25 protein-coding genes are annotated in these 26,549 nt (G+C 53.3%); 12 read left to right on the top strand and 13 right to left on the bottom strand.

Features of this window, described 5'->3' with window-relative positions:
* Nucleotides 1–3 precede the first annotated feature (3 nt).
* The 4 genes from CCY01nite_RS04920 (at nt 4) to CCY01nite_RS04935 (ending at nt 4,204) form a co-directional block, all read left to right on the top strand.
* The gene (locus CCY01nite_RS04920) at nt 4–1,758 is read left to right on the top strand and encodes an alpha-L-arabinofuranosidase family protein (protein WP_186830914.1); all 1,755 of its coding nucleotides are present in this window, start codon (nt 4–6) and stop codon (nt 1,756–1,758) included.
* Nucleotides 1,759–2,121: 363 nt separating this feature from the next.
* Nucleotides 2,122–2,466, top strand: a complete 345-nt coding sequence (locus CCY01nite_RS04925) for a hypothetical protein (protein WP_186830915.1) — start codon at nt 2,122–2,124, stop codon at nt 2,464–2,466.
* A gap of 100 nt (nt 2,467–2,566) precedes the next feature.
* A complete protein-coding gene (locus CCY01nite_RS04930) occupies nt 2,567–3,334 on the top strand; it encodes a helix-turn-helix domain-containing protein (RefSeq protein WP_186830916.1) in 768 nt (255 codons plus the stop codon).
* 87 nt (nt 3,335–3,421) lie between these two features.
* A complete protein-coding gene (locus tag CCY01nite_RS04935; protein ID WP_146858358.1) occupies nt 3,422–4,204 on the top strand; it encodes an ester cyclase in 783 nt (260 codons plus the stop codon).
* Here the strand turns inward: CCY01nite_RS04935 and CCY01nite_RS04940 are convergent.
* Entirely contained in the window at nt 4,183–4,605 is a 423-nt protein-coding gene (locus CCY01nite_RS04940) for a VOC family protein (protein ID WP_146858360.1), read from the bottom strand. The genes CCY01nite_RS04935 and CCY01nite_RS04940 overlap by 22 nt on opposite strands.
* Before the next feature lie 248 nt (nt 4,606–4,853).
* Between CCY01nite_RS04940 and CCY01nite_RS04945 the strand changes: the two genes are divergently transcribed.
* Complete coding sequence (locus CCY01nite_RS04945) at nt 4,854–5,825, top strand: GlxA family transcriptional regulator (protein WP_146858362.1); 972 nt, start codon at nt 4,854–4,856, stop codon at nt 5,823–5,825.
* 5 nt (nt 5,826–5,830) lie between these two features.
* Here CCY01nite_RS04945 and CCY01nite_RS04950 read toward each other — a convergent pair whose 3' ends face one another.
* Entirely contained in the window at nt 5,831–6,508 is a 678-nt protein-coding gene (locus tag CCY01nite_RS04950) for an NAD-dependent epimerase/dehydratase family protein (protein ID WP_146858364.1), read from the bottom strand.
* Nucleotides 6,509–6,559: 51 nt separating this feature from the next.
* Nucleotides 6,560–6,784, bottom strand: coding sequence for a helix-hairpin-helix domain-containing protein (locus CCY01nite_RS04955; protein WP_146858366.1), 225 nt, complete (start codon nt 6,782–6,784; stop codon nt 6,560–6,562).
* 112 nt (nt 6,785–6,896) lie between these two features.
* Here CCY01nite_RS04955 and CCY01nite_RS04960 point away from each other — a divergent pair, with 112 nt between their 5' ends.
* Entirely contained in the window at nt 6,897–7,475 is a 579-nt protein-coding gene (locus CCY01nite_RS04960) for a 2'-5' RNA ligase family protein (protein WP_146858368.1), read from the top strand.
* Here CCY01nite_RS04960 and CCY01nite_RS04965 read toward each other — a convergent pair.
* From CCY01nite_RS04965 to CCY01nite_RS05000, 8 genes are all read right to left on the bottom strand, one after another.
* Nucleotides 7,466–8,827, bottom strand: a complete 1,362-nt coding sequence (locus CCY01nite_RS04965) for a Gfo/Idh/MocA family protein (protein ID WP_146858369.1) — start codon at nt 8,825–8,827, stop codon at nt 7,466–7,468. The genes CCY01nite_RS04960 and CCY01nite_RS04965 overlap by 10 nt on opposite strands.
* Before the next feature lie 9 nt (nt 8,828–8,836).
* Nucleotides 8,837–9,943 carry an acyltransferase family protein gene (locus CCY01nite_RS04970; protein WP_146858371.1) on the bottom strand — a complete coding sequence of 369 codons (1,107 nt, stop codon included), beginning with the start codon at nt 9,941–9,943 and terminating at the stop codon, nt 8,837–8,839.
* 30 nt (nt 9,944–9,973) lie between these two features.
* Complete coding sequence (locus CCY01nite_RS04975) at nt 9,974–10,831, bottom strand: PKD domain-containing protein (protein ID WP_146858373.1); 858 nt, start codon at nt 10,829–10,831, stop codon at nt 9,974–9,976.
* Nucleotides 10,832–10,850: 19 nt separating this feature from the next.
* Nucleotides 10,851–12,365: a RagB/SusD family nutrient uptake outer membrane protein gene (locus CCY01nite_RS04980; protein WP_146858375.1), complete on the bottom strand. Its 1,515-nt coding sequence runs from the start codon at nt 12,363–12,365 to the stop codon at nt 10,851–10,853.
* A gap of 18 nt (nt 12,366–12,383) precedes the next feature.
* Nucleotides 12,384–15,734 (bottom strand): TonB-dependent receptor, encoded by a 3,351-nt coding sequence (locus tag CCY01nite_RS04985; protein ID WP_246129849.1) that lies wholly within the window; start codon nt 15,732–15,734, stop codon nt 12,384–12,386.
* 122 nt (nt 15,735–15,856) lie between these two features.
* Nucleotides 15,857–17,065, bottom strand: coding sequence for a FecR family protein (locus tag CCY01nite_RS04990; RefSeq protein WP_146858377.1), 1,209 nt, complete (start codon nt 17,063–17,065; stop codon nt 15,857–15,859).
* Nucleotides 17,066–17,122: 57 nt separating this feature from the next.
* Nucleotides 17,123–17,713, bottom strand: coding sequence for an RNA polymerase sigma factor (locus CCY01nite_RS04995; RefSeq protein ID WP_146858378.1), 591 nt, complete (start codon nt 17,711–17,713; stop codon nt 17,123–17,125).
* An 86-nt stretch (nt 17,714–17,799) separates the two neighbouring features.
* Nucleotides 17,800–19,080 carry an MFS transporter gene (locus tag CCY01nite_RS05000; RefSeq protein WP_146858380.1) on the bottom strand — a complete coding sequence of 427 codons (1,281 nt, stop codon included), beginning with the start codon at nt 19,078–19,080 and terminating at the stop codon, nt 17,800–17,802.
* 201 nt (nt 19,081–19,281) lie between these two features.
* Here CCY01nite_RS05000 and CCY01nite_RS05005 point away from each other — a divergent pair, with 201 nt between their 5' ends.
* A complete protein-coding gene (locus CCY01nite_RS05005) occupies nt 19,282–20,247 on the top strand; it encodes an EamA family transporter (protein WP_222614309.1) in 966 nt (321 codons plus the stop codon).
* A gap of 124 nt (nt 20,248–20,371) precedes the next feature.
* The gene (locus CCY01nite_RS05010) at nt 20,372–20,830 is read left to right on the top strand and encodes a PA2169 family four-helix-bundle protein (RefSeq protein WP_146858384.1); all 459 of its coding nucleotides are present in this window, start codon (nt 20,372–20,374) and stop codon (nt 20,828–20,830) included.
* Here the strand turns inward: CCY01nite_RS05010 and CCY01nite_RS05015 are convergent, their stop codons facing one another.
* A complete protein-coding gene (locus tag CCY01nite_RS05015) occupies nt 20,831–21,664 on the bottom strand; it encodes an ion transporter (protein WP_146858386.1) in 834 nt (277 codons plus the stop codon).
* A 141-nt stretch (nt 21,665–21,805) separates the two neighbouring features.
* Here CCY01nite_RS05015 and CCY01nite_RS05020 point away from each other — a divergent pair, with 141 nt between their 5' ends.
* From CCY01nite_RS05020 to CCY01nite_RS05035, 4 genes are all read left to right on the top strand, one after another.
* Nucleotides 21,806–23,137 carry a cytochrome ubiquinol oxidase subunit I gene (locus CCY01nite_RS05020; RefSeq protein WP_146858388.1) on the top strand — a complete coding sequence of 444 codons (1,332 nt, stop codon included), beginning with the start codon at nt 21,806–21,808 and terminating at the stop codon, nt 23,135–23,137.
* Between the two features lie 2 nt (nt 23,138–23,139).
* Complete coding sequence (locus CCY01nite_RS05025; RefSeq protein WP_146858390.1) at nt 23,140–24,153, top strand: cytochrome d ubiquinol oxidase subunit II; 1,014 nt, start codon at nt 23,140–23,142, stop codon at nt 24,151–24,153.
* 108 nt (nt 24,154–24,261) lie between these two features.
* Nucleotides 24,262–24,519, top strand: a complete 258-nt coding sequence (locus tag CCY01nite_RS05030; protein ID WP_146858392.1) for a hypothetical protein — start codon at nt 24,262–24,264, stop codon at nt 24,517–24,519.
* 273 nt (nt 24,520–24,792) lie between these two features.
* Entirely contained in the window at nt 24,793–26,226 is a 1,434-nt protein-coding gene (locus tag CCY01nite_RS05035) for a BNR-4 repeat-containing protein (protein ID WP_146858394.1), read from the top strand.
* A gap of 8 nt (nt 26,227–26,234) precedes the next feature.
* Here CCY01nite_RS05035 and CCY01nite_RS05040 read toward each other — a convergent pair whose 3' ends face one another.
* The gene (locus CCY01nite_RS05040) at nt 26,235–26,507 is read right to left on the bottom strand and encodes a hypothetical protein (protein WP_146858396.1); all 273 of its coding nucleotides are present in this window, start codon (nt 26,505–26,507) and stop codon (nt 26,235–26,237) included.
* Between the last annotated feature and the right edge of the window lie 42 nt (nt 26,508–26,549).

Consider the following 26,549-nt stretch of genomic DNA (forward strand, 5'->3'; position numbering starts at 1 on the left):
ATAATGAGGAGCGCACTGATTGGAAAGTTGCCGGGGATGTGGCTGTTCGGCCTCGCAATAGTTGTCCTGGCCTGTAAGAAAAATGGTTCCGGTAATGGGACGGGAAATAACAACGGTGAGGATACCACAAAAACGGTCTTAACGCCGGAAGACCCACCCCTGGCAGCTTCCATCGGTTTTTTCATGGATGCCTGGGAGCCGAAAAGTTTCACGGCTCCCGCATTCGTGGAAGCTGCGGTGCCCTCAGCCGTGACAGATACCATCATCGTGGATGCGTCAACGGTGATCTCGAAAATATCTCCCTGCCTCTTTGGTGATAACAGCAACCTGTACCAGACGCAAATGGTCACGGAACCGGTACTGCTCTCGCATATCAGCGCACTGCATCCCCGGATCATCCGTTATCCCGGCGGCAACCTCAGCAGCGTTTTTTTCTGGAACGCGCTGCCGGACCAGCCTCCAGCGGATGCGCCGCCCATGCTCACCGATGCCGCGGGTAATACAACATCCGCCGGTTACTGGTATGGCGGCAATACCGCTGCCTGGACGCTCTCGCTGGACAACTATTACAAGATGCTGCAGCAAACCGGCAACGAAGGCATGATCACTGTGAACTACGGCTATGCGCGCTATGGCACCGGAAAAGATCCTGTAGCGGCGGCGGCTCACCTGGCGGCCGACTGGGTGCGGTATGACAAAGGACGCACTCGCTACTGGGAAATAGGCAATGAAAGCAACGGCACCTGGCAGGCAGGCTACCGGATAGACATGGCCAATAATAAGGACGGCCAGCCGCAGATCATCACCGGCGACCTCTACGGCAGGCATTTTTCGGTATTTGCGGATTCCATGCGCAAGGCCGCCGCTGAAAACGGAAAAACGATCTACATCGGAGCACAGCTGCTGGAGCACGAACCCGTTTACTGGGCCACCGCAACAGACAAAGGATGGAATAGCGGTGTGCTGAAACAAACAGGGGAAACCGCCGATTTTTTTATTGTGCACAGCTATTACACACCGTTCAACACCAATTCCAATCCACCGGAAATACTCGCGTCGGCAAAAACGGTGACCAAAGCCATGCGGGATCACCTCGTGGCGTCCATGACAGCCGCGGGAACGGATATGAAACCCCTGGCGCTGACCGAATGGAATATCTTCGCAACCGGCGCCCAGCAAATGGTTTCGCAGGTGGCCGGCATGCATGCGGTAATGGTATCCGGCGAACTGATAAAGAACGGCTTTGGCATGGCCAGCCGCTGGGACCTTGCCAATGCATGGGACAACGGCAACGATCACGGCCTCTTCAGCCAGGGCGAAACTGCTTCCGGTGAAACGAAATGGTCGCCAAGACCCGCCTTCTACTATCGCTACTTCTTCGGGAAATTCCTGGGCGACAGGGCAATTCCCGCATCCGCTACGGGCAGCAATGCCAACATTCATGCCTATGCGTCTACATTCAGTTCCGGTGAGGTGTCGCTTACATTGGTGAACGGCACCGTTACCGCAAAACATATCCGTGTCGATTTTAAAAATTTCCTCCCCGGCTCCCGCTTTTACTGGTATACCATAACAGGCGGAGAAGGCAATACGGGATTCTCAAGAAAGGCGTACGTGAACGGAGCGGGCCCTTCCGGCATTGCCGGCGGGCCTGATAACTACGCGACCCTGAAGGCATATGGCGCTGGCACCAAAAACGGTGTGAAGGTTACGTTGCCTGCGATGTCTGTTGTATATCTGGTGGTGGAGAAAAAATGATCATTTGAAGGGCATTGATCTATTCTTCCACCTGCAAAATTGATTTCTTCTCATCGATCACATAAGTATTGGACCACTTCGCGGCCATTTCGAGATTCACTTCATTGGATAGAAGATGTTCATTTGATTCCATAGGTAAAGATTTAGGTAAACTAATGTACTATTTTATTTCGATGGATTTATTGACGTGCGCATTTCGTCATTTTGTTTTGGTGGCGTTTAGCGGAAAAAATACCTTCGTGAAATTTTAAACTTTTTTTTATGGTAGAAGCACAAATTTTACAGGAGATACTTGGTTATACAAGATCTCTGGACTCGCGGATGACTTCTTTAGAATCGAGAATGACATCTTTGGAATCAAATATGACGTCCTTAAATGCGACGGTGATTGCTTTAGATGTAAAGGTGACGGCTTTGGATGCGAAGGTGAACGATCTGGATGCAAAGGTGATGGCTTTGGATACAAAGGTGATCGCGCTGGATGCAAAAGTGACAGCATTGGATGCGAAGGTGAACGATCTGGATGCAAGAGTGAGTTCCCTGGAAACAAAGGTCTTTTCTCTCGACCAGCGGCTTTCAATACTCGAAACAACGGTCGACAACAGATTCAACATTGTTGACAGCAAACTCGACGTAATTGAAAAAAAGATGGACCAGGTAAACAAGTGGATTCCCCTGGAAAACACTGAACTACTCGCCGCCAGATAGACCCATGAATACAACCCCACAAAATATTAACCTTACCAGCAACGGTAAGGTTTTTTGTTACCCCGGCGCCTCAATAATTTCGTTAATTTTAACAGCCATCATGAAAATTGAAAAATTCACGCCGTCCGCTGCATTGACGCCCTTCGTCAGGGAGTACATGATCATTGAAAGTGACCATGAAACCTCCAGCAAAACAATCCCTGACACTTCCCTCGTCATGTCTTTCCGCTACAAGGGCGGCATACAGCCGGGGGAAAGCAGCGGCATGCTGCCGGCCGGCGTTGTATCCGGTTTAAGAAGGTCCGGCCGTGCGTTCCACTACGACGGAGACACGGCCAACCTGCTGGTGATCCTGCGCGAAGGAGGGATCAGCGCTTTTACCAGGATGCCGGCGCATGAATTATTCGAACAAAGCATCACTTCCGAAAACCTGTTCCCGGCATCTGACGTGGCTGAAATACTGGAGCGCCTGGCGGAAGCCCCCGGCCATCCGCAAAGAATCCGGATCATCGAATCGTTCCTGTTTAAAAAAAGCATCGCCCGCAGGGAAGATCTGCTGATCGACACCGCCGTTCAGCGCATCCGCCAGCACAGCGGGCTCCTGCGGATCAGGGACCTGAGCGCTTCCCTGTACATCAGCCAGGACGCTTTTGAAAAACGCTTCCGGGCGCGTGTAGGTGCCACGCCCAAGCAATACGCCTCCATCGTTCGTTTGAGAAACCTCATCCGCAAACATACTTCGTATCCCTCCCTGACGGAAGCATCCTATGAAGCAGGATATTTCGATCAGTCCCATTTTATCCGTGACTTCCGGCTGTTCACCGGGCAAACGCCGGGGGATTTCTTCCGGGAACAGCGGTTCTGGTAAATTGATCCGTTCAGGCATGATCCCCGGGATCAATGATTTTTTACAATTCTCCGCCCCCCAACGCCGGTAATTTTGTAAAAAAAACACATGAAACCACTGATCATGGCAATGCTCCTCATGCCCGGCGTAACAGCGGCACAGACCGGCGATAACAGGGAAACCGTACGCAGGCTCTACGAAGAAGCCCTCAACAAAAGGAACTTCATCTTACTCTCCCAATTCATATCGGAAGATTACACCGGCCCCAAGGGACTAAAAGGCCCCGCCGGCTTTGAAGCGCCCGTTGCCGAGCTGATAAAAGCCCTCCCGGACGCGCAATGGAAAATTGAAGAACTGATCGGCGAAGGCGACAAAGTAGTTGTTAAATGGACGATACAGGGCACGCAAACCGGGCAGTTCCGGGATATCCGCCCCACCGGGAAAACCGTCTCCAACACCGGCATCGGCATTTACGCATTCAGGAACGGCAGGATCACCGCCACGGAGGTGCACACCGACCGCCTGGGGTTCCTGCAGCAACTGGGCGTGCTCCCCCAGCCCGGCAACCCGCCGGCCAACAAGGTGAGCTTCATCGACAAGTTCATTGTACCCGCCGGCGCCCGGAAAGAATTTTATGAAAGAATGCGCATCAACCGCGGTTTCATCCGCACCCTGCCGGGTTTTATGGAAGATGCCGCCTATGAGCAGGCGGACGGCCAGGGAAACACGGTCATCGTTACCGTAGCGCACTGGATCAGCGCCGAAGCGGTAGACAGCGCGAAAAAAGCGGTGCAGGACTTTTACCGGGAGCAGGGATTCGACATGCCCGCCATGCTGAAAAGGCTCAACATCACGCTGGAACGCGGGCTTTACAAAGATTTGAAGGACTGATAGTTCAGCACCCAGTGATTCCCGAACCTGTCCGTCAGGTAGCCGAACAGCGCCCCCCAGAAATTGAGCTGCAGCGGCTGCACCTGCCGCCCGCCCCGCGACAGCTTCACATAGCGGTCGCGGGCTTCCCTTTCGCTGGCGCAATGCAGCATCAGCGACACCGCATTTCCCTTGACCAGCCCCTCTTCGCCCACGATGTCGGTCGCCATGATCGTGAAATTATCCTTCTTCAACGTTGCATGCAGCACGATATTCTTCATCGTCACCGGCATATCATCTTCAAATAAAAACGATTCCCCGATCGTCTGAAAGCTCAGCTCACCGCCCAGGCAGTCCCGGTAAAAATGCATCGCTTCGCGGCAATTTCCATTAAAGGTCAGGTATACACAGATTTGCTTCATGTTCAGGTACTTAAAAAGAACGATGCCGGCAAAAGCGTTCGCAGCGACATTTGATACTGCAAACTTACCCCTGATACGGCTTCCCGCTGCTGTGCAGATACGACATTTACAGGGTGTTTTACGACAGCCCTTTTTATTATATTTACAGTATGAAGCCGGCATCAACGGCTCCATCAGACCCGTAGAAAATAAACATGGGCCTGATGAAATAACATTCCATCAGGCCCATAGAAAATAAATATGAACTAATGAAGAACGTATCCATTCTTGTTCCGGAAAGCGCGGCAATGTCCGTTATATCCTGCTCGCGCCACATGCTTACGGTTGTTAACAAATTCCTGGAAGATGAGGGCAAGGACCCGCTGTTCGATGTGCAGCTGGTAGGAGAAAAAGAAAAAATGCAGCTGAAGGACGGCATGTTCTTCGTGCAGACGGACAAACTCCTGAAGGATGTCGAAAAAACAGACCTTATCATTATCCCGCCACTATATGGCGATCTTGCGGAAGGTATCGCCGAAAATAAAAATATCTTCCCCTGGATCGTGGATCAGTATAACAAAGGAGCGGAAATCGCTTCCTGCTGCCTGGGCGCGTTTTTGCTGGCGCCAACGGGACTGGTGAACGATAAAAAGTGCTCCACGCACTGGGGGTTCATCAATGAATTCAGGGAAATGTTCCCGGAAGTGAATGTGGTGGACGGCAGCATCGTGACCGAAGAGAACGGCATCTATTCCAGCGGGGGCGCCAACTCCTTCTGGAACCTGCTGCTGCACCTGATCGAGAAGTATTCGGACAGAGGCACGGCCATCCTGGCCGCCAAATATTTTGCGGTGGACATCGACCGCAGCACGCAGGCGCCTTTCGCGATCTTCAAAGGCCAGAAATCCCATAAGGACGATGTGGTCATCAAAGCGCAGCACCTGATCGAGAATAACATCGATGAAAGATTTACCATCGACATGCTGGCGGATAAATTCAACGTAGGCCGCAGAAGCTTTGAGCGGCGGTTCAAAACAGCCACCAACAACTCCGTCATGGAGTACATCCACCGCGTAAAAGTGGAAGTAGCGAAGCGCAGCTTTGAAAGCAGCCGGAAAAATATCAATGAAGTGATGTACGACGTGGGTTATACGGATACAAAATCATTCCGCATCGCATTCAAAAAAGTAACCGGCCTCACGCCGATCGAATACCGGAACAAGTATAACAAGCTGGCATAGCCGCATCAGGCATCGATCCTTGCCAGCTCAATGATCCCCTTTCCATCCACCACCTTTTTATCGTATGGATTGAACACCACCGAGATCATGGCCTGGCCCAGTTCTTCCAGCGTACAGAAGCCGTTGGGATATAAAGCCCTTCCCGCGGGAAACAGCCAGGTAATGTAGTTGTAAAATTTGTGGGTGTTGGACAAACCTTTGATAGGCTTGATGAATCCGGGCCTGAAGGCGTATACGTCCCGGAACGGCAGCTTCATCAGGTCATTTTCTGTTTTCCCTTTCACCCTGGCCCACATGCTTCTTCCTTTCTCGCTGCTGTCCGTTCCCGCCCCGGAAATATAACAGAAGGTCATATCCGGGTTCAGCCGGCTTAAAGTACTGGCTACGTGCATCGTCAGCGTATAAGTCACCTTGAAATAATCCGCTTCTTTCATACCTACAGAAGAAACCCCCAAACAGAAAAAGCACGCATTATAACCGGCGAGCTGCGGTGCTATGGCGGAGATATCGTAAAAATCGGGGTGAATGATCTCTTTTAATTTGGGATGGGTGATGCCGAGCGGTTTCCGGTTGATGATCAGCACGGCTTCCACCTGTGGATGCCGCAGGCATTCATGCAGTACGCCTTCGCCCACCATGCCTGTAGTACCGGTGATAATGGCTCTTATTGCTGGGTTGCTCATCTGGATATTTTCCTGAAATTTACGCTGGTTTTTCTGAAAAATAACCTGGTGCTAATGGCTGACCCCGGACGCAAACCGCAATCCCCGCTCCGCCAGCGCTTCCCGCAGCTGTATGATCGTACCGGGACCAATGCCGTGCAGTACGGCTATTTCCGCCTCGGTCACTTTCGTCAGCTGGTCAAGCCGTTTGTATCCGGCATGATGCAATGCCCGCACAGCCGGATTGGGCAAGCGCGGCGGGAGGATCGTTGTAGCTGGATAAACACTGTTTTTCATGATCCAAACTTACCCCCATCTGTTAAAACAAAAGCGGCGTAAAAATGACAATCTCAGGGTACTTTGCGCCATCAGTGCGCATCTCCCGGGAAAATGAACGATATTTAAGGAGATGAGTACGGCACAATTATCCTTGTTCGGAACGGATGCCATACCGGCTGCGCGCAGCCGGTGCGACTACTTCATACTCATATCCCCGCCGCAAAAGATCATTGCAAAAGTCGCCGCAAAGAAAAGATCGCTGAACAAAACGGTGCCGGCCGGCGATGAGAACCTCCGTTCCATTGCGCACATCTCGCTGTACAGAATGCTCGTACCGGAAAACGACGACCTGGTCCTTCTCAAACTCCGCCGCGCGCTGGCGCATTTATACCGGTTCACCGTGCGGCTGAACGGCGCGGAGCTGTTTATGCACGGGCGCAGCAAGGTATCCCTCGTGCTGAAAATAGAAAATCCCGAACCCGTACGTATGATACATGCGTTCATAGCGCGTGAGTTCAGGACTTCCAAAAGTATAACGCCCCATCTGACCATTGCCCGGAATATTCCTTCACGGTATGCTGAAAAGATCCGTTTGCAGGATTTTCAGCTGTATGATGAATTTCTGTGCGAAAAGATCACGGTACTAAAAAAGACCGACGGGCAGGAATATTTTTCCGTGCTCCTTGACATTCCCCTCCGTCAATACTGATCATCCAGACCGAACACCGGTTTCCTGTTCAGCCAGCGCCCCCGTGTGAAGTCGGGGATATACTGCACCGCGCCGCCTTCGGCAACCGACTGTTCGCTCAGCGGTGTGATGGCGTACCAGGTAGCCAGGTCGTATACGTCCAGCGCGTAGGGCGCGCCGCGTTTTACGCTTTCTACGAAAGAGTTGATCACGTACCAGTCCATTCCGCCATGCCCTGCTCCGGCAGCGTCTTTGGAATAGCGCTTCCAGAGGGGATGATCGTATTTGTCCAGGTAGCTGTCCGCTTTCTCCCAGGTATGCGGCTTGCTTTTGCCTTCCACGTAAATGGATTGCTGATCGTCCATCCACAGGCCGTTCGTGCCCTGCACCCGGAAGTTCAGGGAATAGGGGCGCGGGGAATTGGTATCGTGGGAGAGGATGATCGTTTCGCCGTTGCTGGTCTGGATAAGGGTGCTGACGATATCGCCGAGCTTGAAGCCGACCTTCGCATTCGGATGATCTTCGCCGCCGTGGTCCACAATGTATTTGTGCAGGCCGCGGGATTTGGTGGCCATCGATGTAAGCGTCATCAGGCGGTTGCCGCGGTTCAGGTTGATGAGGTTCCCCACCGGCCCGAGGCCGTGCGTGGGATAAAGATCGCCGTTGCGGTGCACCGAGTGATTGGTACGCCAGCGGGCTTCTGACAGCGCTTTCTCGCCAAATTCCACGCCACCGCCGTAATACTGTTTGCCATTGTTGAATTTCACTTCGCGGAGGTCATGCTGGTAGCCGCCCTGCAGGTGGATCAGCTCACCGAACAGCCCCTGCCGCGCCATATGCAGCACCGCCATCACATCACGGCGGTAACAAACGTTTTCCATACCGAACAGCGGAACGCCGGTGGCTTCGCTGGTGTTCACCAGCTCCCAGCATTCCTGCACGTCCGCCGCGCCACATACTTCCACCGCGGGCGTTTTGCCGGCTTTCATGGCGGCTACGGCCTGGATGGTATGCCATTCCCAGGGCGTGGCGATGATCACGGCATCCACATCATCGCGCTTCAGGAGATTGTGAAAATCTTCGGGGCCGTTGGTGTATTCCGCTACTTTCTTTGTTGCGCCGTATGCCTTGGCAATGTATTCCCGTGCAATAGGAAGCGTGTACGCCGTATCCGGGTCCGCGATGGCTACTACCTCAACATCGTCGCGGCGCAGGCAGAGATCGAGGTGCCCGAGGCCCCGCGCACCCACGCCGATCAGTCCGATCCTTACTTTCGCCTTCTTTTCAGCGGCAAACATTTTCGCCGGCGTTTGCAGCAACGAAAGCCCGAGGCCCGCCGCTGCCGTGTCCCTGATAAATTTCCTTCGTTTCATCATCAACGATTATAATTTAAAAAAGATGTTTTTCCGGTACAACCAGTAACAAATATACCATTCCAGCACGAGTACCGCGAATGCGGATACAATAGCCTGCAGGGAACCCGGCGCATGCAGCAGGCCCAGCAATCCGTTCACAAATATGCCCACAACGCCGTTCAGCCATTGTATGCCAACTGTTTCGAAGAACATATAAATGAAGATAGAGTTCATGCCTACCACCACCGCGATCCAGGTGTACCGCTGATGGTCCTTCACATCGATCCACCAGTACAGCGCGGCGAGGATAAGGCTCACCCATCCCAGGGAAGCGAGCACAAAACCGCCGGTACTGATCCTTTTGATGATGGGCGACAGGCCCGTAAGATCTACACCGTATCCCAGCAACAACGCGACCAATCCCGCAATTATCAATGCTTTTATTTTGAAAGCATTTGTGCGGGCGCTCATCAGCAGCTTGCCGGCGGTAACGCCGAGGATCGTGTGCGCCGCAGTGGGAACGCAATTGAACGCCACCCATCCGTCTGAATTGATCTTGCCCATCAGCAGCGTATCCACATAAGCGCCGAAATTCGCGCCCTGCGTAAACGGCTGGTCAAATCCCGGAACGTTCACCGTGCGGTACAGCACATCATTCAGTACGATCATCCCGATGGCTACACCGATCTGCGCCCGGTAGGATCTGTTGATCAGGAAATAAGCTACGAGCGTGGTGAAAGACAATTGCGTAAGTACATTCCAAAGCTCCCATACCAGCCGGCCCGCATACACGCAGTGCAGTCCGGTGCCGAGCAGGAACAGCTTCAAGCTGCGCACAGCGATGTGCCGGAAGTTGTCGCGCTCCGGTACGCCTTTGCTCCGCTTGCGTTGCACCGCGATGCACATGGCAGTGCCGGCCATGAACATGAACGCGGGCTGCACGAGGTCCCAGAACCGGAGGCCGTGCCAGGGATGATGGAAAAACTGTGTAACGAAGCCGTTGAATAATCCGCCCCATTGCAGGCCGTGCAATGCTTCATACACGCGGCAGCTTTCACCGGCGAGCAAGAGCATAATAATTCCCCGCATTACATCGAGCGATAGTAATCTTCCGTTGGGTTTTAATTCGGTCATTATAGTAGTGAAACAGGTGCGCCCTATATTTTATTCAAAATTGATCTGTATCGGGGTCTGCCCCGCATCCGGCATGCGGCCGAGGGTAGCGGACCAGTCGCTCTTCGTGGCGATGATGCCCAGCTTGAGCGCCAGCGTGCTCGCCATGTTCTTCAACTTGCTGCGTGACAGGCGCATCTCGAATTTGAGCACACCGCCGCTTTGTTCCTGGTGGCCGACGGTGTAAAATTCCGTAGCACCGGTGGGCGTGAAGGCAAATGCATTCTGCGCGCCGCTGTGGTTGAATGCGTCCAGCCAGCTGTCCATCACCGTGCCTTCGAGCAGTACGTCAAAACCGCCGCCGGGAAAATCTCCCGTCATGTAGCCGGTGGCATCGCTGTTATCCGTGTCGAGGTAAAAATCATAGATCGCTCCGGCGGATTGCGCGGCATTTACTTCAAAGTAAACGTACACATACTGTGCGTCATAATCAAATTTGGCTTTTTTGAAGAAGGTTTCGCCCGCGCCGGAAGTCACTTCATACTGGGTCACACCGTCCCAGTCCGCCAGCGTATTGTCATTCAGCTTCACCGGCGATGTCTTGGCGATATAGATCACCGTGGAGCCTTCGGACACGCGGCCGTCTTTCGTGGTGGCGTAAAGGGTAGGAACGTATTTTCCTTTATCGGGATAGGTGTGTACGGGGCTTTCTTCCGTGGAGGTTTCCCCATCCCCGAAATCCCATTTGTAAGACACGGCGCCGCTGGTTTCATTGCTGAAGGTGACGGTTTTGTCTTCGATGCTGACCGTGTAAAAGATATCGGCCCCGGGCGTTTCTTCATCCTTTTTGCAGCCTGCCATAGCAGCAGTCAGCAGAAGGAACGGCAATATATTTTTAATGATCTTCATGATAATACAGCGTTAATGATTAAGGATTTTGTTCACAGAGCCTGTTCGTCTGCACTTCATCGATCGGTATGTAATAGATGATCCTGGGCGCATCCCATTTCACGGTCATGTTGGGATAGCCCGTGGGCCGGGCGGCCAGGTTGATATCCGATTCCTTGAGGCCGGGCAGGTGATATCCCCAGTAAGCCCGGTTCATGTCGCGCTTGTTGCGGTATACATCGTAGTTACGATGGCCTTCAAATGCCAGCTCTATCCTTCTTTCCTTCAGCACAACGTCCAGCGCGGTTTTCCCGGCGGGCACCTGGCGGTTGTACAGGGAGCTTTGCAGCCCGCGGTTCTGCCGGATCATGTCCACATTATCCAGCGCGGTGGCTGCGTCGCCGGACTTCGCAGCCGCTTCGGCCTTGTTCAGGTACATTTCCGCGAGGCGGAACATAATGGGCGAGCTGAGCGTGGGACTGCCGCCCTGGAAAGAAAATTTGCTGATGTAATATATTTCGATGCCGTTCTTTTTCTGAAGATTGCCGCCACCGTCTTTTAATGGTACGATGTAAGACCAGCGTACGTCTTCCGGGTGTTCGGACATGGTGTCGCGGAGGGATTGGGAAGCATATTCCTCGCCCCATCCAGAGTTGCCGTCGGAATACAACATGGAAGCGATAGAGCCGGCTTTGCCGTAATCATCCGCCGCGGTAAACGCAATGCAGAAGATGGTTTCTTTGCCCGCCATCGCGTTGGCGAAAAGCTGCGGGAAGGTTGCTGCTGTTTCCAGCGTGAAACGGTTGGAGCCGATCACTTTATCGGCATAAAAAATGGCGCTGTCGTTCTTCTCTTCATACAAATAAGCCCTGGACAACAATGCCCAGGCGGCTTCCTTCGATCCGAACTGCACGCCACGCGGCTGGTTCATCAGCTCTGCTCCTTTCAGCGCATCCGATACAACAGAAGTGTAGACTTCCTGCACGCTGGAACGTGATTTCTGCGCGGGGTCGCTGCTGGAAGTGCGCAGCACAACGCCCTCCGCCGCAGGGTCCTGCGAATAGGGCCGGGCGAACAGCCGCACCAGGTTGAAGTGGCAGAAAGCCCGTAGAAAGTAACATTCACCGATCAGCTGACGGATGCTTTCATCGGGATTGGCGATCTGTTCCGCGGATTCTATCACGGTGTTCACGTCGTTGATGATCTTGTAAGAGATGTACCAGAAGTAGCGGCTATTGGTCTGTGTGGCCGTATGGTCCAGCGAGAAGCTGTAGTACAAAGGATCAGTGGTGGTCTGCGCGCATACGATATCGTCCGCCGCGAAATCACTCAGCTGGAAATACTGGCGCAGGTACATGTTGTTGCCGTCCACCGTTCCGTTGAACGACACATGGTCTTTGAACAGGGCATACGCGCCGTTCAGCGCCTGCTGCAGGCCCTGTTCCGAACCCGTCAGCGTGCCGGTGCTCAGCGAGTCGCTGGGATTGATGTCCTTCAGGCAGCCCGCCATCAGCAGTGGTAAAACAAGTATGATGAATATGGATCTTGTACGCATGATTGAAAAATTTTTCTCCTAAAACCGGATGTTAACATTGAACAGGTACTGGCGATTGTTGGGATACTTGAAGTCGGACACGCCGGGCATCACATAACTGCCTGTGGCAATCGTGGTGGCGGGGTCCTGGCCCAGGAAGCGCGTAAAGGTGTAAACGTTGTCCGCCGTCAGCGACAGGGTCACGTCATCCAGCTTCAATACACTGATCCATGTTTTGGGCAGGCTGTATGACAATGCGATGTTGCGGATCGCAAAGAAGCTGCCGTCTTTCAGGTAGCGTGTAGACGTTTCCGTAGCATTGGCGGCGTTCTGCGGACTGGGCTCTGTGGCATTGTCACCCGGCTTCGTCCATGTGCTGTACCCCTTCGGCAGTACGATCTGGTTATAATACGGTTCCATGCCGTCGTTCATCACGAACCGCAGGGAGTTGCTGAATACCTTGTTGCCGGAGAGGAAATAGGCGTTCACGCTAAGCCCGAAGTTCCGGTATCTCCACTGCGAAGTAAGGCCGCCCTGTAATTTGGGCAGGGCCGATCCTACTTCCTGGTACGTGGCGCTGGCGTAATCGGAGGTCGCTTCGCGGCCGGTGATCTTGCCGTCCGCATCCCGCGTGATCACCTCCCATTGCGGCGCGCCGGTTTCTTTGTCCACCCCCAGCCATTTGGGCATGTAAAACTCATACAGGTTGCCGCCGTTGCGGTAGATCTGCGAAATGCTCCAGGTAGGCTGCGTGCGCGTGATATCACTGGGCAGCTTTTGCAGCTTGTTGGTGTTGAAGTTGATGTTGAAATCCGTGCTCCACTCAAAATCCCTTGTTTTGATATTCACAGAGCTGAGGCTGATCTCCACGCCGTTGTTGATGATCTCGCCGGCATTTTCCCAACGCTGCTCAAAACCGATGGAAAGCGGCTGGGATACCTGCAGCAGCAGGTTTTTCGTCACGTTATTATATACGTCCACGGTGAGGTTGATCCTTTCAAACAGGCCGATATCTATACCCGCATTCAGCTGGTGTTTGCTTTCCCAGGTAAGGTCAGGGCTTGGCAGCTGCGAAGGCGTTGCGGCGGTGGCGCCGTTGTAGTGGCTGCTCAGCGCGTAGAGGCCCAGGTAGCGGGAAGAGCCGATGTCCTGCGTGCCGGTCACGCCATAGCTGGCGCGGAGCTTCAGGTTATCGATGAACGTATGTTCCTGCAGGAAGGGTTCGTTGCTCATCAGCCATGCCGCCGAAATAGCCGGGAATGATCCGTAGCGGTTGCTTGCCGGGAAATTGGTGGAGCCGTCCACACGATAAGAACCTGTCAGAAAATATTTATCGTGGTAACCGTAGCTGACCTGTGAGATGAAAGACTGCAGGATAGCCTGATCGTTATAACCATTCACCAGCTGGCTGTTGGATACGACATTCAGCACCGTCAGGCCGATGGGCAGCCCTTTGCCGGAAGCGCCGACCACTTCCGTTTTGCTGTTCTCGATGGCGATGCCGGCGAGGCCGTTGATGGAGTGATCGCCTTTCCTGAAGTTGAATTTCAGCATGTCGTTGGAGATCACGCCGTATGACAGCGTGCCCAGCTCGTTCAGGAAGCCGGTGTTATGGTACAGTCCGGCTACCAGCGGAGAATAGTAGTCGGTGCCTTTGTTATAGTTCACCGCTCCGCGGTTGGCGCTGGAGAAGGAAAGCCAGTCTGTGATTTTGACATCGAGGTTCAGGTCGTAGTTGGCGGAGAAGCTTTTGTACGGATGGTTGGAATTGCGGATGGTGTGGATGGGATTGGTCTTGTCCCTCGACCACCATTTGGCGGTGGAGTTACCGTCCACATACACGGGTTGCCCGCTGGCGTCATATGGATTATCCCAGGGCATGTTCAGGTACGCATAAAATACATCTTCATAGTTGAAGCTCTTGCCGGTGGCGGCGCTGAGGTTGATGTTGTTGGTGACGCTGACATTTTTGGAGAAGTGATGTGTGGAATTTCCGCGTATGTTGATGCGCTGGAAATTGGTGTTGAGGAAAGTCCCTTTCTCGTTGTAATAGGTTATGCTGGTGTAGTATTCATTCTTTTCATTGCTGCCGCTGGCGGAGAGGTGCACGTTCTGCATGGGCGCGGTGCGGAACATGCTGGTGAGCCAGTTGTAATCCTGGTTGCGCAGTTCCCTAGGGCGCTCGCTGTAGAATTTGAGGAGGTCTATTTTGTAGGAGTTGTCCGCTACGCCGGGAATATAATCGCGGTACAGCTCTTTATGCCGCTCATACAGCTGGGCGCCGTTCATCATGTCTATCTTTCCGAAATCCGGCGTGCGGAAACCGGTGGTGACCCTGGCTTCAAAGCGCGTTTTACCGCCGCGGCCCCTTTTTGTGGTAACGATGATAACGCCGGCATTGGCCTGTGAGCCGTACATGGCGGTGGCGCCGGCATCTTTCAGCACGCTGATGCTTTCCACATCATTCGGATCGAAGCTGCCGCCGATAATGCCATCTACCACATACAACGGCGTCTGGGAGGCGTTCACGGAGGAAACGCCTCTCAATCTTATTTCCGCCGCGCTGCCCGGCACACCGGAGCTGTTGATCACCTGCAGACCGGCCACCTTGCCCTGCAGCATGGAGCCTACGTCGTTGGTGGTCACGTCTTTCAACTTCTCGGCGGACACTACGCTGACCGCGCTGGTCAATTCGCTTTTCTTTTTGTTGCTGTAACCCACGACGACTATTTCGTTCACGCTTTTGGTGTCTTCCTGCAACGTGATGTTGATGGCGCCGCCGCTGCGGGAAACGCTCACTTCCTGGCTGGCAAAGCCGATGTTGCTGATCACGAGCACGGCGCCGGGGGGCACGTCTTTCAGCTGGAACATGCCCTGCTCATTGGTCTGCGTGCCGCGGGAAGTGCCTTTGATTACGACCGTGGCGCCGGGCAGCGGGGAATTGTCCGCCGTCACGATTTTCCCCGATACGGTGACGAGGCTGTCTTCCTGCGCAATGGGTACAGGCGTTTCATTCACCGAAGCTTTTTTGATCACAACGCGGTTGCCTTCCAGCCTGTAGATCAGCGGCTGATTTTTCAGGCAGAGCTCCAGCACCTGCTGAATGGATACATCCCTCACGTTAATGGAAACGGGGCGGGTATCGGAAAGCGTCTTTTCAGAATACACGATGGACACGCCTGTTTGCGTGATGACCTCTGTAAAGACCTTTTGCAGGGGCATGTTCTTCACAGACAGGGTCACCTTCTGGGAATATCCCGCCGCGCTTACATGCAGGCACGTGATCATAAGGAGGAATGCGGTCACTTTGATCTGCATAATGATACGTCTTGGAATTTTGGTTGACAGCCCGCGCCGGATGCGGGCTGGTGCATTACAACTGAATTGCATACTTTTGTGGTGTTTGGTAATACTTTGATTGATCTTACAGTGATTATTCAGGATACCAGATGTTTTACCGGGTTCCGATGGCCGTCGGGATCCGGTTTTCTGTTTTTGGTTGTTGACGATCTTTAAGGCGTTACAATTATCTTTCTTCCTTCTATTATAAAATGATTATGCCCGGCGCCTTCCAGCAGCTCCATGACGGCGGAGAGGTTCAGGTTCCGGGAAATGCCGCCGCCGTACAGCTCCGTGCCGGGCGTTGTGTTATACACGATCTCCACATCATACCAGCGGGCTACTTCGCGCAAAATGGCGGTCAGCGTCATGTTATTGAATACGAACAGGCCGTTCTTCCAGGCGATGATCTTGTTCACATCCGCTTCCTGCACGGTGATGGCATGGTTTTGATGATGCATCAGGGCTTGCTGGCCGGGTTTCAGCAACTGCAGCGCCTGTCCTTCCTTCACCTGCACCGATCCTTTCACGAGGGTGGTGTTCACGGTGGCTTCATCTTTATAAGCCATTATATCAAAATGCGTCCCCAGCACCCGCACTTCCATGGTGTTTACCATCACTTTAAACGGCTGGCTGGCATTCTCCGCTACTTCAAAATAGCCCTGCCCTTCCAGTTCCACCACCCTTTGTTTGCCGGTAAAGGCAGTGGGGTACCGGAGGGAGGATGCCGAATTCAGCCACACCCGGGTGCCGTCCGGCAAAGTGAGTTTGAATTGTCCGCCGCGGGGAGTGGACAGCTTATGATATTGCATGGCGGCATCCGTTCCCTGGTCGCCGTATACGAGTTGCCCGTGCTGCTGCGTAATGCTTGTATTGCCGCGGGTGATCACCTGGTTGCCCAGGCTGTCCAGCGTAACGGTGGAGCCGTCCGCCAGCGTCAGCACGGCTTTGTTGCCGCCGGGGGCTACGTCGTTAGCGGCCAGCTGCGGTGGCTGGATGACGGTTGGATGTTGATTTTTGGGCCAGAAGAAAAGGAGGCCGGCCAGTATGAGGAGCACTGCGGCGGCAGCGGCGTAGCGGAAAGGGAACAGGCGGCGCGGGCTCCTGTCAGGAGCGGGGTCGTAGCCGGCGGCGTTATCGCCGGTGCCGCTGGTTGAAGGAGTTTGCCCTACGATGCCGCTGTATACGGCCTCATAATCGATCTCCGGCAATTCCTCTCCCGGCCGGATCTCGTGGTAAGCATCTTCCATGAAGCGGTGGAGCGTTTCGTCTGAACCGGCTTCTGCGATGCAGGTGAATAGCTCTTCCAGCTCCTCACGGGTACAGGTTTTACTGGTGTAGCGCTGCAACAGGTACGTTATTCTGGAAGGATCATACGGCATAATGGAAAGGCTTGTAATAATAAAGACGTACGGGGGGAAGGGAAGGACCGGGATTTTTCAGGAAAATTTTACGCAGGCCAGTTGAAACAGCACGGCGAGCAGCAGGGAATGCTGTGCGAGGTACAGCCGGATGTGTTTCAGGGTTTCCACCAGCAGGTTTTTCACCCGGCTTTTGGACAAGCTCAGCTGCTGCCCGATCTCTTCGTGGCTGAGGCCCTGTTGCCGGCTGAGGTGGAAGATGGTTTGTTTCTGGGGGGATAGCCGGGCGAGGGCTTCGCTGATGAGGGCTTTGCTTTCGCGGGCGTCCAGCTGCAGCTCCAGGTCATCGGAAATATCCGAGATGTTCGCCCACACCTGGTCTATCAGTTTTCGCTGCAGGGAAACTTTGCGCAGATGGTCCAGCGTTTTGTTCCGCGCGATGGTAAAGATGTAATTGCCGAAATGATTGATCTCCGGCAGGTGGTCCCGGTTCGTCCATAACCTTAGAAAAGTTTCCTGCAGGATGTCTTCCGCGTCGATGGCGGAATGTGTGAGATGGTAGGCGAATACCAGTACCTGCTTGCTGTGCCGGGCATACAGTTCCCGGAAGGCCGGTTCATCGCCTTCTTTCAGCTTTTTTAGCAAGTCATGGTCAGTCATCAAAGGCATGCCCGTAAACCGGGATTTAGTCCACCGTCAATTTTAATTAATTTATTGTGCTAAAAAAAGCGGAAACTGAAAAATCAACAAAATACCTAGATTTCCACCAGCCGCCGGTACGCATAAGAGCGCATGGCCAGGAGGGTCACCATCAACCCGATCAATCCCGTAGCAATGAACACCAGTGCAATACCCCGGTCGATACCTGTACCGAACCAGCTGCCCAAAAGCTCCACGCCTTTGCCGGTGGTCATGAAAGGAATAAAGAAGAACTGCGCGATGGGGCCGATCATGAAAGCTGTCAGCGGCGAGGCGGCCTGCTCAATGCTTTGCGCAAAACCGAATACGCGGCCCTGCCGCTCGGGAGGGATCACTTTCTGGATGATGGTCTGCTCCGCGGCTTCCACCACAGGTATCAGGCACAAATAAATGAACAGGCCGACGCCCAGCAATACAACGGAGGATTTCATGGTGAAGAAGATGCAGATCGTCCACATGACAATATTACACAGGAACAGGGTACGCACGGGCTTTTTGCCGAGTCCTTTCCGGGAAACGACCAGTCCGCCTACGATGAACCCCAGGCTCAATATCCCCCATAATATTCCCCATGCCTGCACCGACACGAGGGACAAGCCATACGGGTCCATCAGCGCCATAAAAACGCCGCCCAGAAAGTTATTGAACGTATTGAAAAAGATCAGCGCAAAGAGGCCGGGAATGAGGTTGATCACCTTGATCGTGCCGCGGATATCGATGCTTTTGGGCTGCTGCTCTGTATGCACGATCTCGTCTTCGGGCACAGACACCATCGCCAGGTGAATGATGGTGAGCAAGGTCATGCCGATGGACAGCAGGAACATCCATGAAATACCCAGGAAGCCCACGGCCATGCCGCTCAATATGGATGCGATCAGGAATGCCGTGCCGTTGGTGCTGCCGATCAGTCCGTTCGCTTTATCCCGGTCCGGTTCCGGTATCAGGAAAGTCACCAGCGTGGGCAATGCGATCATGCGGATGTTGCCGGCAAGCGCGCCGAACAGGGAAAGTATGATGAACGCCCAGAGCGTAAAGCTGGAAGGGTCTTTAAACCGCTGCTCCGGCGAGGTGCTGTAAATGAACAATGCAATGCTGTACAGCACGAGGGAGCAGATGCTGGAGATGAGCATGGCCTTTTTCTTCCGGTGATGATCTACCAGCGATCCGAAGAAAACGCCTGACAGGGCTACGGTACCAATGTAAATACCGGCCATGAAAGAGGTGGCCAGCACGGACTTGGTTTCGAGGTAAACCCAGAAAGTGACCGCGAACCAAACGAAGGTGTTGGTAACCGAAGCTGCCAGTGAATTTGCGAGAACGGAATAAAATACTTTCATACCGGATAGATGATTTGACATTGCAATCTTACGCCCAATCCGTCATTTGCCCGATGGCTAAACACGACAATGTAAGGGGTTGATTGCGACACCATCGAATATCCAGATTTTTTTCGAGGCCGGCGAAAAAAGATTCCGGGCGGAGAACAATTTTTCCCTGTAACTTTATTGATAAACTTACAGGATGTACGAAAGAAAAATATGCCATGCACACCGGCCACTCCCTGCCGGAAACAAACCGCCATTGCTGACCCCGGGATACATTCCATGAAACCAGCGAAGTACTACCTGGCTGCCATCACCGCCTTTGCCATCTGGGGCTTTTTCAGCTTTGTGCTGAAACCCCTGCAGCACTATCCGTCGCTCGACATCCTGTTCTTCCGCGTTTTTTCCTGCAGCGCGCTGATGCTCGTGATCAGCTTCCTGTTCCGCAGAAAGACCCTCCGGCACAACAACTCCACCTTCCGCGCCATGCCCCCGGCACAACGGAAAAAGATCATCCTCTCCATTGTAGCCGGCGGCATTTTCCTCACCGGCAACTGGTTCTTCTTCATATTTGTGCTGAACCACATCAGCATCCAGGCGTCCTCACTGGCTTACCTCGTTTGCCCGGTGCTCACAACCGTGCTGGCCTTTTTCTTCCTGCACGAAAAGCTCAGCCGGTGGCAATGGCTCGCCGTAGGCATCAGCGCGTTCAGCTGCCTGCTGCTGTCGTTCGGCCACTTGATGGACCTAGTGTACAGCCTGCTCATCGCTTTAAGCTATGCGCTGTACCTCGTGATACAGCCGAAGAACAGCGGGCTGGACAAATTCCTGCTGCTCACCCTGCAGATCACCTGCTCCGCGCTATTGCTATTGCCTTTCTATCCCTTTTATCACGGCCCCGTTCCCACAGAGATCATCTTCTACCTGCTGATCGCCGTGATCAGCATTTTGTTCACCATCGTTCCGCTTTTCCTGAACCTCTTTGCCCTGCAGGGCCTCAATTCGTCCACGGTCGGCATCCTGCTTTACATCAATCCGCTTATCAGCTTTGCCGTTGCGCTGGCCTGGTTCCATGAAAAGGTGACGGCGGTGCAATGGATCGCCTACTCGCTGATACTCCTGTCCGTCATCATTTTTAACGAACGCTCCATTTTCAGCCGTAAAACAGCCGCAGGAAAGTGAGCCCACAGATACCCATCCTGAACAAATGCCGCTACAGATTGTGTAAACAACCGTGGCTTTCTCCCTGTATTCCGGCTGGCATGTTTTATGGCGTTTCAATCGTAAACACCAAAAACATTCAATCATGGAAAAGACAACAACTGAAACCATTGAGGTCCTGAACGACCTGGTAGCGATCAATAACGACCGTATTGCCGGATATGAAAGAGCGCTGAAAGAATTATCCGGTGAAGATGCCGATCTCCGTTCTTTGTTTACGGACATGATCCGCGAAAGCCAGGAGATCAGGAATGCGCTGGCAACAGAAGTGCAGGTTTCCGGTGGCGATGTGGAAACCGGTACTACCAACAGCGGCAAGATCTACCGCGCGTGGATGGACATAAAAGCGGCATTTACGGGGCACGACCGCCATGCCGTGCTGGCAAATTGTGAAATGGGTGAAGACGCCGCTCAACGCGCTTATGATTCCGCGATGACGGTGGAGGAACTGCCTGATTACATCCGTCAGATTTTGATGGAACAGCAGCAGACTTTAAGAGCATCGCATAACAAGATCAAAATGTTGCGCGATGCGGCTGAATAGTTACAGCTTACCTCCGCAATATTTACAAAAATCAGCATCATGGTCATGCCCTTCCCGGCCACAGGAAGGGCATGCATTGTTGCCCTGCCGCCGGTGCCGCACAGCCAGCGCCATTTCTGTGGTCACGATGCCCGTAGGCACGGCGATAATGCCGTACCCCAACAGCATGATAAAACTGGCGATCAGCTTGCCTGCCGTGGTCACGGGCGCCACATCGCCGTACCCCACCGTGGTGATGGTCACAATGGCCCAGTACACCGATTGCGGAATACTGGTGAACCCGCTGCTGTCATCTTCCACCAGGTAGATGACCGAACCAAGTATCACCACGCAGCTCAATACAAATAATATAAAGATGCTGATCTTGCGCAGGCTGTTGAGAATGGCCACGGAGAGAAAACGCATCTCCGAAAGGAAATGCACCAGCCGGAAGATCCTGAAAATACGGAGCAGCCGCAGCGCGCGCAGCACGAGTAACGATTGCGCCCCTACGAAAATAACGCTCAGGTAACTCGGGATGATGGCAAGCAGGTCGATAATACCGAAAGCGCTGAATACGTATTTGTGCGGGTGGCGGATGCAGATGAGCCGGAGGGTATATTCGATGGTGAAGAGGATGGTGAAGGTCCATTCGAGCACCAGGAACACGTTGCCGTACTTTGCATGCAGGGGCTTTACGCTGTCCAGCATCACCACCACAATGCTGATGAGGATGCAGGCGAGCAATGCAATGTCGAAGGCTTTGCCGGCGAGGGTTTCCGATTCATAGATCAGCGCATGCAGCTTGTGCTGCCAGGAGCGCAGTCCGCTGGTTTCAGCATTATCCTTTTTCATCTGCATAAGTTAAGCATAATAATTGACGCCGCTCATTTTCGGTTGACATCAAAACTGATGTTACTCATATCTTCTTCCCACTTTTCTTCCTACTTTTACGGCGTTCCGGGGTTACCGGATTTCCTCAAAAACTGTTCCGGCATGGATGATTTTTTTGCTGCACGATCACAGATGGCTTTGTCCCTCGGATTCCACATCATCTTTGCCTGCATTGGCATGGTGATGCCTTTCTTCATGGCGGTAGCGCATTACAAATGGCTCAGAACGGGCAACGAAGTATACCGGAATCTTACAAAAGCATGGAGCAAGGGCGTGGCGATCTTCTTTGCCACGGGCGCTGTTTCCGGCACTGTTTTATCTTTCGAGCTGGGTTTGCTCTGGCCGGTTTTCATGGAACATGCGGGGCCTATTTTCGGGATGCCTTTTTCGCTGGAGGGCACGGCGTTTTTCATTGAGGCCATTGCGCTGGGGTTCTTTTTATATGGATGGAACCGCTTCAATGCCTGGTTCCACTGGTTCACCGGCGTAGTGGTGGGCATCAGCGGCCTGGTGTCAGGCATCCTGGTGGTGGCCGCCAATGCCTGGATGAACAGTCCCGCCGGCTTTGATTACGTGAACGGCGAATACCTGAACATAGATCCCATCAAAGCGATGTTCAACGACGCCTGGTTCTCGCAGGCGCTGCATATGTCAATCGCCGCGTTTGTGGCTACCGGTTTTGCGGTGGCGGGCATTCATGCACTGATGATGCTGAAAGGAAAGAACGTGGCATTCCATGCCAAAGCCTTCCGCATTGCGGCCGCGTTCGGCGCCGTGGCGGCCATTCTGCAACCCATCAGCGGAGATATTTCCGCGAAAGACGTTGCCAGACGCCAGCCTGCAAAGCTCGCCGCCATGGAAGCGCATTTCCATACGGAAGAAAAAGCGCCGCTTATCATCGGCGGCATACCGGACATGCAGGAGAAAAAAGTAAACTACGCGATCAAAATTCCCGGCGGCCTTAGCTTCCTCGCGCATGGCGATTTCAATGCCGAAGTAACCGGCCTCGATAAAATACCGGAAGAAAACCAGCCGCCGGTGGCCGTCACGCACTACGCCTTCCAGATCATGGTGGGCCTGGGAGTGGTGATGATGATCATTGCGCTGCTTTACTTCCTGGCGTTGTGGAAGAAAAAGCAATGGCTGCAAAAGCGATGGCTGCTCAGATTATTCGTGATCGCCACGCCGATGGGGTTCATTGCGATAGAAGCGGGATGGACGGTCACGGAAGTGGGGCGGCAGCCGTGGATCATCAACGGCATTATGCGTACAGCCGACGCCGTTACCCCCATGCCGGGGATCGTTTATTCCTTCTACATCTTCACCGCCGTGTATTTATCGCTTTCCTTCATCGTGGCATTCCTGCTGTACCGGCAGATACGCATGGTAGGCAAGCTCTACGATCATTCTTCTGAACCATCCAAAGCCATCTGATCATGCTGTATGTTGTCATCGTATTTCTGTGGACGGCCATCCTGCTATACCTGCTCCTTGGCGGGGCGGACTTCGGGGCGGGCATCATCGAGTTTTTCACTTCCCGGAAAAACCGCGGCAGAACGCGCCGGACGATGTACCAGGCGATCGGGCCGGTATGGGAGGCCAACCATATGTGGCTGATCATCACCATCGTGATCCTGTTCGTGGGGTTCCCTTCGATATACGCCACCATGTCCGTGTACCTCCACATCCCGCTGACGGCCATGCTGCTGGGGATCATCGCGCGGGGCACCGCTTTTGTGTTCCGGCATTATGACGCCGTGAAAGACGACATGCAGAAGCTCTACAACCGCATATTCATCTACTCCAGCGTGATCACGCCCCTGTTCCTGGGCATCATCGCGGCCAGCACCGTGTCCCGGCAGATAGACCTGCAGGCGCAGGATTTTTTATCGGCGTACGTTTTCAGCTGGCTGAACGGGTTTTCCGTGGCGGTGGGCCTGTTCACCGTTTGCATCTGCGGGTTCCTCGCCGCGGTGTTCATCATCGGGGAAACGGATAGTGAGGCGGACCGGCAATTCTTTACCCGGAAGGCAAAATGGATGATCATTTCCGCCGTGCTGTGCGGCGTGCTGGTATTCACCGCTTCCTATATCGAAAACATCCCGCTGGTAGACTGGGTGTTCGGCAAACCCGCCGGTATCCTCGCCATCACCGCTGCCAGCCTGTCGCTGCCCTTCCTCTGGTACGGATTAACGCATGGAAAAGCCATCATTATCCGCCTGCTGGCAGGCTTCCAGGTATGTATGATCCTTTTCGCCGCCACCTACCGTCACTTTCCGAACATCGTGCTGCTGAAGCACGGCGGCTACCTTTCCCTCATAGAGCACCAGGGCCAGGAAAAAACCATCGAAGCCCTCGCGTGGGCGCTGCTGATCGGGAGCATCTTCATCCTTCCGGCTTTATTCTACCTCCTCTACAGTTTTGAAAAGAAGAAACCCGGCGAAGCATAAAATGCTCATTTTGAATGATATTTTAAGCTTTTGTTAAAAAGTATCAACTATAACACAAAAGTGTTACCTTGGTTGTCCCGTTTCTTTTCACCCGAAAACCTTGTGACCATGGAATCAAGACTGCTTTTTTTCACGCCCAAAGGTCCGTTATGCTTCGTTGATTACAACTCGATCATGGAAGGCAGGACCATATTGAACCGGATCAGGCAAATAGCCGGGTCAGGCAGGCAAGGCCATGAATACCAGTTCACATTGTTCAGGAAGATCAAAGACAGGCTTGTTAGCATAGATGAATATTTCATGCCCCGGTTCGATCTGCCGAGCCTGGAATTTTTTGTGGAGACGGCATTCTCCAAACGGTCCTGATACCGCCTTCCCTGCGGCATGCAAATTGCATGCGTTTGTACCTAAAAATCTGCATACATGAATAAATTCCTCAGAGCACTGATCGCCGGTTACGGCGCAAAAAAACTAGGTGGCGGATGTTTGGGTACGATATTGGTCTTTATCCTGATCTATCTCGCCCTGGGGTATTGTAATTAAAGCCTGCACAGTAACCGGGAAGCCAACTGCGGATCATGCATAACAGATATAATGATCGGAAATTGTTATTTTTAAACGTTTCCATCATTCCATGTTATGAAAAGATCCATCTACTTATTACTCATCGTATTATCTTCTTTGCAATCGTTTGCCCAACAAAAGCGCGATGACGGCTACCGCGGTATCTGGTACAGCAACGGAAGCAACCGGGAATATTCCTATAAATACGGCGGCGGGCTGGGCACCTATCCATCCAATCATTATCCTTTCGCGGTGTATGCGCCGAAAGTGCGCAAAACGTTCTTCTGCTATGGCGGCACGGACACTGCAGGCAAAACGCTGTATCATGAGGTCGGTTATTTCGATCACGCCACCGGCATGGTATCCCGCCCCACGCTGGTGCTGGATAAACAGACGGACGATGCGCATGATAACCCGGTGATGCAGGTGGATAAAGACGGCTATATCTGGCTGTTCTCCACTTCCCATGGCACCGCCCGGCCTTCGTTCATCCATAAAAGCACTAAACCTTACGATATCAGCGCTTTCACCCGCATTGCAGCTACCAAAATGGAAAACGGGAAGCGCGTGCCGCTGGATAACTTTTCGTACCTCCAGGTGTACTACGACGCGGAGGAAGGGTTCCTCGCGCTGTTCACGCATTATGAAATAAAGGAATTGCGCTACGGTAAAAAGAGCTGCCGGGTGATCGCCTATATGAAAAGTGCGGACGGCGTGCACTGGTCCGAATGGAAAGACATCGCCAACATGGAAGAAGGCCATTACCAGACCAGCGGCCAGTCCGGCAAACGCATCGGCACCGCATTCAATCATCATCCGAATATGAAGTCCGGCCCGGGGCTGGACCACAGAACGAATCTTTACTATCTCTATACGGACGATTTCGGGGAAAGCTGGAAAACGGCGGACGGGCAAGCGGTGCAGCTGCCGTTGCTCGAAGCCGGGAAAACGGCGCTGGTGAAAGACTATGCCACCGCAAAGCTGAACGTCTACATCAACGACCTGAATTTCGACGCCGGCGGCGGCCCGGTGATCCTGTATCAAACCAGCAAAGGCGCCGCACCCGGACCGTACAACGGCCCATATGAATGGCACACGGCGCGGTGGACGGGCAAAAGCTGGGACATGCTGCCGTTCACAACCTCTGATCACAACTATGATATGGGATCTTTGATGATCGAAGCCAATGGCGTATGGCGGGTAGTGGCGCCTACTGAAACAGGACCGCAGGCTTTTAATACGGGTGGTGAAGTGGTGATGTGGGCCAGCAGGGACCAGGGCAGGCACTGGAGCAGGGAAAAACAGCTGACGCAGCACAGCCGGAAGAACCATTCTTATCCACGGCGGCCGGTGAACGGGCATCCCGGGTTCTACGCCTTCTGGGCGGACGGGAACGGACGGCAGCCTTCCTCATCAGCATTATACTTTTCGGACCTGGCGGGCAACGTGTTCAGGCTGCCCCTGAAAATGAACCGCCCGATGATGAAACCGGAAAAGATCGGGGAATAGCGCTGCTGCTATTCCTCGTCGTCATCATCATCCTCTTCCAGCCACTCCATGTACGCATAGTACCATTCTTCCAGCTCGTCCAGCAGCTCCTGTTTCTTTTCAGGCTCTCCGTGAAAGTATTCCTCCACATTATCAATTTCCTCCACAATATCAATGTAAGCTACTTCTTCATCTTCTTCTACACGTTTGGCAAAGAAGCGCGGCCGCTCGGTATGAAAGATATATTCATTATCCGGATCGGTAACAGGATCATCTGCAATCATGAATTTTGGTAACGCCATTGGATAATATTTTTAAAATTGACAACTAAGGACTACAAAAGT

The organism is Chitinophaga cymbidii, assembly GCF_007992715.1.
Taxonomy (GTDB): Bacteria; Bacteroidota; Bacteroidia; order Chitinophagales; family Chitinophagaceae; genus Chitinophaga; species Chitinophaga cymbidii.

Coding starts and splice junctions, on each gene's coding strand:
- CCY01nite_RS04920 (WP_186830914.1), top strand. CDS start 4: ATGAGGAGCGCACTGATTGGAAAGTTGCCGGGGATGTGGCTGTTCGGC.
- CCY01nite_RS04925 (WP_186830915.1), top strand. CDS start 2,122: ATGACGTCCTTAAATGCGACGGTGATTGCTTTAGATGTAAAGGTGACG.
- CCY01nite_RS04930 (WP_186830916.1), top strand. CDS start 2,567: ATGAAAATTGAAAAATTCACGCCGTCCGCTGCATTGACGCCCTTCGTC.
- CCY01nite_RS04935 (WP_146858358.1), top strand. CDS start 3,422: ATGAAACCACTGATCATGGCAATGCTCCTCATGCCCGGCGTAACAGCG.
- CCY01nite_RS04940 (WP_146858360.1), bottom strand. CDS start 4,605: ATGAAGCAAATCTGTGTATACCTGACCTTTAATGGAAATTGCCGCGAA.
- CCY01nite_RS04945 (WP_146858362.1), top strand. CDS start 4,854: ATGAAGAACGTATCCATTCTTGTTCCGGAAAGCGCGGCAATGTCCGTT.
- CCY01nite_RS04950 (WP_146858364.1), bottom strand. CDS start 6,508: ATGAGCAACCCAGCAATAAGAGCCATTATCACCGGTACTACAGGCATG.
- CCY01nite_RS04955 (WP_146858366.1), bottom strand. CDS start 6,784: ATGAAAAACAGTGTTTATCCAGCTACAACGATCCTCCCGCCGCGCTTG.
- CCY01nite_RS04960 (WP_146858368.1), top strand. CDS start 6,897: ATGAGTACGGCACAATTATCCTTGTTCGGAACGGATGCCATACCGGCT.
- CCY01nite_RS04965 (WP_146858369.1), bottom strand. CDS start 8,827: ATGAAACGAAGGAAATTTATCAGGGACACGGCAGCGGCGGGCCTCGGG.
- CCY01nite_RS04970 (WP_146858371.1), bottom strand. CDS start 9,943: ATGACCGAATTAAAACCCAACGGAAGATTACTATCGCTCGATGTAATG.
- CCY01nite_RS04975 (WP_146858373.1), bottom strand. CDS start 10,831: ATGAAGATCATTAAAAATATATTGCCGTTCCTTCTGCTGACTGCTGCT.
- CCY01nite_RS04980 (WP_146858375.1), bottom strand. CDS start 12,365: ATGCGTACAAGATCCATATTCATCATACTTGTTTTACCACTGCTGATG.
- CCY01nite_RS04985 (WP_246129849.1), bottom strand. CDS start 15,734: ATGCAATTCAGTTGTAATGCACCAGCCCGCATCCGGCGCGGGCTGTCA.
- CCY01nite_RS04990 (WP_146858377.1), bottom strand. CDS start 17,065: ATGCCGTATGATCCTTCCAGAATAACGTACCTGTTGCAGCGCTACACC.
- CCY01nite_RS04995 (WP_146858378.1), bottom strand. CDS start 17,713: ATGCCTTTGATGACTGACCATGACTTGCTAAAAAAGCTGAAAGAAGGC.
- CCY01nite_RS05000 (WP_146858380.1), bottom strand. CDS start 19,080: ATGAAAGTATTTTATTCCGTTCTCGCAAATTCACTGGCAGCTTCGGTT.
- CCY01nite_RS05005 (WP_222614309.1), top strand. CDS start 19,282: ATGCCATGCACACCGGCCACTCCCTGCCGGAAACAAACCGCCATTGCT.
- CCY01nite_RS05010 (WP_146858384.1), top strand. CDS start 20,372: ATGGAAAAGACAACAACTGAAACCATTGAGGTCCTGAACGACCTGGTA.
- CCY01nite_RS05015 (WP_146858386.1), bottom strand. CDS start 21,664: ATGAAAAAGGATAATGCTGAAACCAGCGGACTGCGCTCCTGGCAGCAC.
- CCY01nite_RS05020 (WP_146858388.1), top strand. CDS start 21,806: ATGGATGATTTTTTTGCTGCACGATCACAGATGGCTTTGTCCCTCGGA.
- CCY01nite_RS05025 (WP_146858390.1), top strand. CDS start 23,140: ATGCTGTATGTTGTCATCGTATTTCTGTGGACGGCCATCCTGCTATAC.
- CCY01nite_RS05030 (WP_146858392.1), top strand. CDS start 24,262: ATGGAATCAAGACTGCTTTTTTTCACGCCCAAAGGTCCGTTATGCTTC.
- CCY01nite_RS05035 (WP_146858394.1), top strand. CDS start 24,793: ATGAAAAGATCCATCTACTTATTACTCATCGTATTATCTTCTTTGCAA.
- CCY01nite_RS05040 (WP_146858396.1), bottom strand. CDS start 26,507: ATGGCGTTACCAAAATTCATGATTGCAGATGATCCTGTTACCGATCCG.